Origin of the sequence: Nocardiopsis tropica, assembly GCF_042660575.1 — a bacterium.
Lineage (GTDB): Bacteria > Actinomycetota > Actinomycetes > Streptosporangiales > Streptosporangiaceae > Nocardiopsis > Nocardiopsis tropica.
In genome coordinates this window covers 1-7,421 of the sequence record NZ_JBHSUF010000046.1, presented here as the reverse complement: position 1 = coordinate 7,421, position 7,421 = coordinate 1, and the positions used below count along the sequence as shown (strand labels likewise).

General features: G+C 70.9%; 6 protein-coding genes and 1 pseudogene. 2 read left to right on the top strand and 5 right to left on the bottom strand.

The window, feature by feature from the left end:
• The first annotated feature begins 120 nt into the window (after positions 1-120).
• Complete coding sequence (locus tag ACFQBR_RS33375) at positions 121-462, top strand: hypothetical protein (protein ID WP_378554973.1); 342 nt, start codon at positions 121-123, stop codon at positions 460-462.
• A 268-nt stretch (positions 463-730) separates the two neighbouring features.
• On the opposite strand, the gene ACFQBR_RS33370 is transcribed toward ACFQBR_RS33375, so the two are convergent.
• The 5 genes from ACFQBR_RS33370 to ACFQBR_RS33350 all read right to left on the bottom strand — a co-directional run bounded on the left by ACFQBR_RS33370 (position 731) and on the right by ACFQBR_RS33350 (position 6,740).
• Positions 731-1,627 (bottom strand): helix-turn-helix transcriptional regulator, encoded by an 897-nt coding sequence (locus ACFQBR_RS33370; protein ID WP_344185976.1) that lies wholly within the window; start codon positions 1,625-1,627, stop codon positions 731-733.
• A gap of 125 nt (positions 1,628-1,752) precedes the next feature.
• The gene (locus ACFQBR_RS33365) at positions 1,753-2,802 is read right to left on the bottom strand and encodes an NAD(P)-dependent alcohol dehydrogenase (protein WP_344185977.1); all 1,050 of its coding nucleotides are present in this window, start codon (positions 2,800-2,802) and stop codon (positions 1,753-1,755) included.
• 269 nt (positions 2,803-3,071) lie between these two features.
• Positions 3,072-4,889: a calcineurin-like phosphoesterase family protein gene (locus tag ACFQBR_RS33360; protein ID WP_344185978.1), complete on the bottom strand. Its 1,818-nt coding sequence runs from the start codon at positions 4,887-4,889 to the stop codon at positions 3,072-3,074.
• Positions 4,890-5,878: 989 nt separating this feature from the next.
• Positions 5,879-6,190 carry a hypothetical protein gene (locus ACFQBR_RS33355; RefSeq protein ID WP_344185979.1) on the bottom strand — a complete coding sequence of 104 codons (312 nt, stop codon included), beginning with the start codon at positions 6,188-6,190 and terminating at the stop codon, positions 5,879-5,881.
• A complete protein-coding gene (locus tag ACFQBR_RS33350; protein WP_267945159.1) occupies positions 6,162-6,740 on the bottom strand; it encodes an RNA polymerase sigma factor in 579 nt (192 codons plus the stop codon). Before ACFQBR_RS33350 ends, ACFQBR_RS33355 begins: the two co-directional genes overlap by 29 nt.
• A 463-nt stretch (positions 6,741-7,203) precedes the next feature.
• On the opposite strand from ACFQBR_RS33350, the pseudogene ACFQBR_RS33345 reads away from it, so the two are divergent.
• A pseudogene (locus tag ACFQBR_RS33345) lies at positions 7,204-7,421 on the top strand (DUF418 domain-containing protein); the annotation flags it as partial.

Genomic DNA, 7,421 nt, shown 5'->3' with positions numbered 1-7,421 from the left:
AGCAATATGTGGCCTTGGGCAGTGTCCACGCGGACCTGGGCCATAGGGGTGTCCGTGGTACCGCTGTCACGTGAGATGTCGATGCAGTCCAGGGCCCAGGAGACGAGCTGGTTCCTCACCATGCGGGGCAAGGGAACCATCGAGGATCGCCGGCTGCTCGTTCTGTGTCCGGTCACGGGAATCGCCGAAGTCGTCTTCCAGCACCTGCGGCGCCGTCCACCGTTCGACGACATCGAGATGCGCCGGGAACTCCTCAAGCGCCTCAACGAAGTGCCCCGCATCGACCTGCCCGAAGACGCGCTGAATCGCCGACCGAGTTTCCCTCTGGACGGATTGATGCGCTTGGGAGGGGCCCGGTCCGCGAAGTACTGGCGTGGTTCCACGATCGCTGCCAGGAGTGGCTGGCCACGCAAGGATGACTTCGGCGAGAACTTCACATGTGAGGTAAGAACCGAGGATTAAAGCTTCTTGCTCCAGCCCGCCTGGTGCACCCGTAGGGGTCCACCAGATGGGCCGACGGTGTGCACCCTGAGGGCGCACACCTTCCAGCGGAACGTGGGGCAACCCGGCACAACCAGGGGTCTACCTCCCCCACGACCTGCGGATTCTCGTGTTTCCACAGGTCAGACCGCTCTCCCACCAGCATTCAGCACCGGTGGCGTCACCGCCGGGAGAGCTGCGGGAGAGGCCGGGGCCTCCGGGACGTGGAAGGGGTCGGAGAACCCCTCCCTCAGCGCCCGCGACGGCTCTCGGCATCCGCGCCGGCGGCGCCGCGGTCCCGGTCGTCCTCGTCGGTGGCGGCCAGGGTGCCCAGCAGGGCGAGGGCGTCGGCCGAGGGGGTGCCCGGCTCGACGGTGTAGGTGACGATCCACAACCTCTCCTGCCCGGTCGGCTCGAACACGTCGAAGTCGACCTCGACGGGGCCGACGTCGGGGTGGCGGAAGGACTTGGTGCCGGTGCGGTGGCTGTGGACGTTGTGGCGGGCCCAGTCCCCGGCGAAGTGGCTGCTGTGCGCCGACAGCTCCCCGATCAGCGCGGTCAGCTCCCTGTCGAGGGGGTTGCGGCCGGCTTCCAGGCGCATCGTCGCCGCGGTGGTGTGGCGGGCCAGGGGCCAGTCGGCGTAGTAGTCGCGGGCGCGGGGGTCCAGGAAGATGAACCGCGCCATGTTGGGCGGCCGCTGGTCGGTGTCGAAGTGCGGCGCGTACAGGGCCCGGCCCAGCCGGTTGGCGGCCACCAGGTCCTGGCGGGCGTTGTGGACGATGGCCGGGGTGTCCATCGCGTCCAGCATCCGCTGCACCGAGGCCCGCACCCCGCCGGGGGGAGGCGAGGCGGCGCGGGCACGGCTTCCGGACGCGGCGCGGGCGAGGTCGAACAGGTGGGCCCGTTCGACCTCGTCCAGCATCAGCGCCCGGGCGATCGCGTCCAGGACGCCCTCGGAGGCGCCGCCGATGTTGCCGCGCTCCAGGCGGGTGTAGTAGTCGAGGCTGACGTCGGCGAGCATCGCGACCTCCTCGCGGCGCAGCCCCGGCACCCGGCGGTCGCTCCCGTAGGCGGGGATCCCGGCCTGTTCCGGTGTCACGCGGGCGCGCCTGCTGACCAGGAACTCGCGGACGGTGTTCTTGTCCATGCCCCCAGGCTAGGCGGAGCGTCCGCGGGGTGGCAGGCCCTGGCGGACCCCCTCACCGCCGGGTGCGGCAGGGCCTGCCCCCGCGGCCGTTCCCCAGGTCGTCCGGCGGCTCCCCCGGTCCGGGGTCAGGACCCGCCCAGGGTGGAGGTGTCGATGACGAACCGGTACCGCACGTCCGAGGCCAGCACCCGCTCCCAGGCGTCGTTGACCGCGTCGGCGGCGATGACCTCGACCTCCGGGGCGATGCCGTGCTCGGCGCAGAAGTCCAGCATCTCCTGCGTCTGGGCGATCCCGCCGATCTTCGACCCGGCGAAGGAGCGGCGGTTCTCGAACAGCGTGAACAGGGTCACCGACACCGGCTCGGGCGGGGCTCCCACGCTCACGATCGTGCCGTCCAGCGCCAGCAGGTTCAGGTAGGCGTCCAGGTCGATGGGCGCGCTGACGGTGTTGACGATCAGGTCGAAGGCGCCGGCCAGCTGCTCGAAGGTGGCCGGGTCCGCGGTGGCGTGGTAGTGGTCGGCGCCGAACCGCAGCCCGTCCTCGCGCTTCTTCAGGCTCTGGGAGAGCACCGTCACCTCGGCGCCCAGGGCGTGGGCGATCTTGACGGCCATGTGCCCCAGGCCGCCCAGTCCCACCACGGCGACCTTCGTGCCGGGTCCGGCGTTCCAGTTGCGCAGCGGCGAGTAGGTGGTGATCCCCGCGCACAGCAGCGGGGCGGCCTTCTCGAAGGGGATCGTGTCGGGGATGCGCAGGACGAAGTGCTCGTCGACCACGATGCCGGTCGAGTAGCCGCCCTGGGTGGTGGTGCCGTCCCGGTCGGTGCCGTTGTAGGTGTCGGTGAACCCGCGCAGGCAGTACTGCTCGGCCCCCGCCAGGCAGTTGGCGCACTCGCGGCAGGAGTCCACCATGCACCCCACGCCGACCCGGTCGCCGACCTTGTGGGCGGTGACCTCCTCGCCGACCCGGGCGACCACGCCGGCGATCTCGTGCCCGACGGTCAGCGGGTAGGGGACCTCGCCCCAGTCGCCGCGGACGGTGTGGATGTCGGAGTGGCAGACCCCGGCGTAGGCGATGTCGATCAGGACGTCCTTGGGGCCGACCTCGCGGCGCTCGACCGTGCCCGGTGTCAGGGGCGCGGTCGGCGAGGTGGCCGTGTAGGCGGCAACGGTGGGCATGCTTCTCCTCAGCGGTGTTCTTCGGAACGGCCTCGCCGACGCCCGGGGCGCGGCGGAGTCGCCGCACGCGGGCGGGGCGAGGCGGGGGCCGTGACTTCCGGCCTCCTGTCGCAGTGAAACATCCGCGGGAATCCGGGTGGGAGGCCCTGCCAGAACCCGTCACCGCCCGGCGGGGAGCCCCGTGTCCCGTGCGTTCCCCTCCGCGCGGCCGGTCCGCACGGAGGAGGGCCGCCACCCCTGCGGGTGACGGCCCTCCGGGTGGAGCCCCGTTACCGGCGCCCCACCACCTCGAACTCGATGGTGTCGGTGAACTCGCGGCCGTAGGAGTCGGTCGCGGTCACCTCGGCGGTGTGCTCACCGGTGCGCAGGTTCCTGGGGAGGTCGAACCGCCACAGGTGCATCGTCCGGTCGGCGAGGCTGCCGCCGTGGACCAGCTGCTGCGAGATCGCGTACGGGTCGGAGTACTCGACGCCGACGTTGACGTCCTCGCCCTCCATCTGCTGGGTACGCGTGGCCTCCCTGGTCCGCCCGCCGTCGATGCTCACCTCGACCGTCGAGCCGGTGGAGCCGAAGAAGAAGTTGGTCGTCAGCCAGCTCCCGCCCGCCAGGTCGGAGCGGTCGACCACCAGGGGCTCGTCCAGTTCGGGGGCCTCGCCCACGGGGTCGGCGTTCCACTCCTGGCGCTCCGCGAACCACTCGCGGTAGGTCGGGCTGTTGATGCCCAGCTGCGTCTGCACGTCGTCGGACTCACCGGTGACGGTGTAGCGCTCCTGGAACTCGTTGCCCTCGATGTCCAGCGTCACCAGTCCGGGGCGGCCGCCGTCGCGGCCGATCGCCGTCGGGTAGCCCTCCTCGCCGACCTCGCCGGAGTACCAGTCGCCCGAGATCGCGCCGGCGGTGATGTGCGGGAACGGCAGTCCCTCGACACCGAAGAGGGTGCGCCACCCCTCGACGTCGTCACCGGTCTTGAGGTTCTCGATGCTGTGGCTGTGGCCGGACAGTGCCACGGCCCTGCGCCCCTCCAGCAGCTCGTGCACGCGGCGGACCTGGTCGACCTGGTGCACCGGAGAGCTCTCGTCGGCGTAGTTGAGCAGGCCGATGTGGCCGGCGACCACGACGAGCTTGTCGCGGTCGACGTGCGCGAGGTCCTGTTCGAGCCACGCGAGCTGGTCGTCGTCGATGCGGCCGTTGTACGCCGGGCGGCCCTCCGGGTCCGCGCAGTGCTCGGCGATGCCCGCGGGGCTGTCCTCGGCCGCGGTGCACGGGTAGTCGACGGTGTTCAGCGCGACGACGTGCACGTCGCCGACGTCGTAGGAGTAGTACTCCGGCGCCAGCTGGGCGCGGAAGGTGTCGAAGGAGTGCTCGGAGTTCGGCGCGTCGAAGTCGAGGTCGTGGTTGCCCGGCAGGAAGCGGGCCGGACCGTTGGTCTCGGCGACCAGGTCCTTGATGGCGGGGTAGAGCGACAGGTCGTCGCCCACGACGTCGCCGACGAACAGGGTGCCGCAGCCGGCGTAGTCGTCGCGCTCGGCCAGGTCCCTGATGGCGCCGGCGCGCGCGTACTCGACCTCCTGCTCGTCGTAGGTCTGCAGGTCTCCGGCGATGACGCAGCTCTGGTCCGGGTCGCCGGTCTCCCCGCTCTCCACGACCGGGAAGTTGATCGCGGACGGCAGCGGTCCGGTGGGCTCGATGCCGCCGTAGCGCAGCTCCGGGGACCCCTCGGGCAGGTGGTTGTAGTGGAACTGCGGGATGTTGTGCTCGTCCATCGGCACCTGGTAGCCCGAGGGCTGCGTGATCGACACCGTCATGTTGTCGAACGCGGGCAGCTCGTAGCGGCCCCGCCGGTCGGTGCGGACCACGTCGCGGCCGTTGGTGACCACGACGCCGGCCAGGCCGTCCTCGCCGCGGTCGCTGACGCTGTTGCGGTCGGCGTCGACGAACACCCGGCCCGTCAGCACCGAGTCGTCGGCGGGCTGCGACCGGACGACCTCGATCCCGCCGCGGTAGGCGGCGTCGTCCCCGTTCTCCGACGGCTCTGCCGCGGCCGGGGCGGGGACCATGGTGATGGAACCGGCGATGGCAGCGGCCATCGAGGCCGTCATCGCGGTGCGAAAGTAACGGCGTGCCCTGGGGGCGCGACGCGTCTGCGCATGTCGTGAATGGGGCGTTGGCATGCGGTTGCCTCCGATATGCGGGGGAGAGAAACCGGCCAGGGGGACCGGCGGGAAGCAACCTTTCTCGACAAGACTGAACAAGGAACCAGTTTCCGACCAACAGCCGACCACCGGACGGTGACGACTGGCACGACTCACCGGGCATTCCCCGACGAGTTCCCTCTTGTTGCGTTGCTGATGACCAGGTCCGCCCGCGTTTCCGATCCGATTTCCCCTGCGGGTTCTCCCACCGGAGGGATCACGGCGTCGTCCGCGTTCCCGACATGCGCGCCGCCGATAAAACCGCGCGACCGGAACCAGGTCTGCGATCAGAACGTATACGCACGTCAGCCCAGGTGGAGGAGCGCAACTCCGTCATCGGCCGAGAAAACTCGGGAGCCGTGTTCGGGCGACACGTCTGCCGGGGTGCATTTCGTTTATGACCTGCGGTTCCGTTCTGATACGACTCCGGTCGGCATCACCCGGAGTGCGGCGGAACAGCCAATCGAATCAGAGGCCCGAAATGGCACGGAGCCTCTCGACAGACCGGGCGTGCACTCGGTGAACTTCCGGAGGCCACTGCTCCGACAAGGGACCGCGCGCGAACGCCCCGGACGGATTCGGCGGCCCTGTGCGCCTCGTGCATTGCCGCCGGATCCCCTGCGCCGCCGAGGCGCGGGTCCGGATTCCCCCGATGAGAGGAGCATGCCGCGCAACAGCGGGGGTTCGGACGGGCACGGCCAACGGAGGACGGACGGTCTCCGCGTATCCGGGGCGAACCGCCCTCACCGAGTCCGGAGAGCGGAGGGCCGTCGGGCCCGGGCGTTCCGGGCCCGCCTTCACCGAGGTCACCCCGCCGGCCGAAGGCCGACGGGGTGACCTCGGCGGACGCAGCGTCCCGGGCACAGGCACCGGGCCCGGCTCCGCTACAGCGGCGCCGGCGCGGTCGGGCGCTCCTCATGGTCCCGCCCCGGGAGGGTCAGCGTGCACCGACCGTCCTCGCAAGTGCGTTGCAGGCGCCCCCGCGAGACGGTCTGGATCAGGCCGATGGTCCAACACGTCGGACAGCCGCGCAGTGCCAGCACGCCCACGGGCAGGAGCAGCAGACAGCCCGGGCCGAGGGCCGGGATCAGCGCGACCGAGCCGATCAGGCTGCCGAAGCCGACCACGCCCCGAACCAAGTGGCGGGGCAGGGACGAGCTCGCGAAGTCAGGGCCGTCGGCTCTGGACGTCCTCATGGGAGTCTCCGGATTCAGGTTCGGGTGTGGCGCGGAGGGCCTGCTGGACCGCGGTGCGGGCGCGGTGCAGCCGGGATTTCATCGCGGCGGTGCTGAGACCGAGCGCCTCGGCGACCATGCGACCGCTGTAGCCCTGGATGTCCCGCATGATGAGCACGCCGCGCTGCTCGGCCGGAAGAGCGGCGATGGCCTCCGCCACCTCGCTCGCCTCGATGCGCTGCAGGACCACCTCCTCGGCCGAGTGCACGGCCGCGTCCGGCAGAGGCGCGTGGGTCCGCAGTGTCCGTGCGCGCCGCAGGCACTCGTTGCGGACGATGCGGAACATCCACGACGCCAGCGCACCGGAGGCCCGCAGCATCCCGATCTTGCGGTAGAGGATGATCAGGGCTTCCTGCGCCGCATCCTCGGCGTCCTCGGGGGTGGCGCAGAGCGAGCGGGCGAACCTCCGCACGTTCGGATGCGAACCCGACACCAGCGCGCTGATCGCCTCGGCGTCACCGCGCTGGGCGGCGACGACCAGCTGTTCACCGGGCCAGGACGGGTCAGCCACGGGCTTTCCCGCGCTTGCGGATGACGACGTAGCTGCACGTGCAGAGCAGCACGGCCCCGACGGCGACGGCGATACCTGTGATCATGAAGGCCTCCTGGTCCCGTTCCGACGTCTGTCGGCACATGTATAGGAGGTGCGGGGCCACCGAAAGGATTCGGCGTGCGCCCGGAAAAGTCGGTCGCGCCGTGCACCACCGGCTCCGGCACGACAGCCGGTCGGCCGGGAGGACCGGCCCCTGTGTCGGCGGCAGGCCCGGCGCCTCCACCAGTGACGCCGTGTCATGGGTTCACCCGTGCAAAAGTCACGGGAGAACGGTGACACGGTCCCACTGCCGGAGAACGGTGCAGGTGGAGGAGGGTGGCGTCATGTCCTCGGGCGGAGTCTGCGCGACCCCCGCGTGGTCACGACAGGCCGCGCGACCCGACCCACCGATCACCAGAGAAGACGCCGGGAGCCCACCCGTATGACGACCCACCGTACCGAGGGTCCGCCCTCCACCCCCGGCACCGGGACCCCGGTGCGTTCGACCCCCCTCACCGAACGGGCTCTGGCCCCGGACCTGGCCCGGGGCATGATGCTGCTGCTGATCGCGCTGGCCCACGTGCCGTGGTTCCTCTACGACGCCCCCGCCGGCCTGGCCATGCTCCACCCCGACCAGGGCAACCTCGCCGACCGGATCGC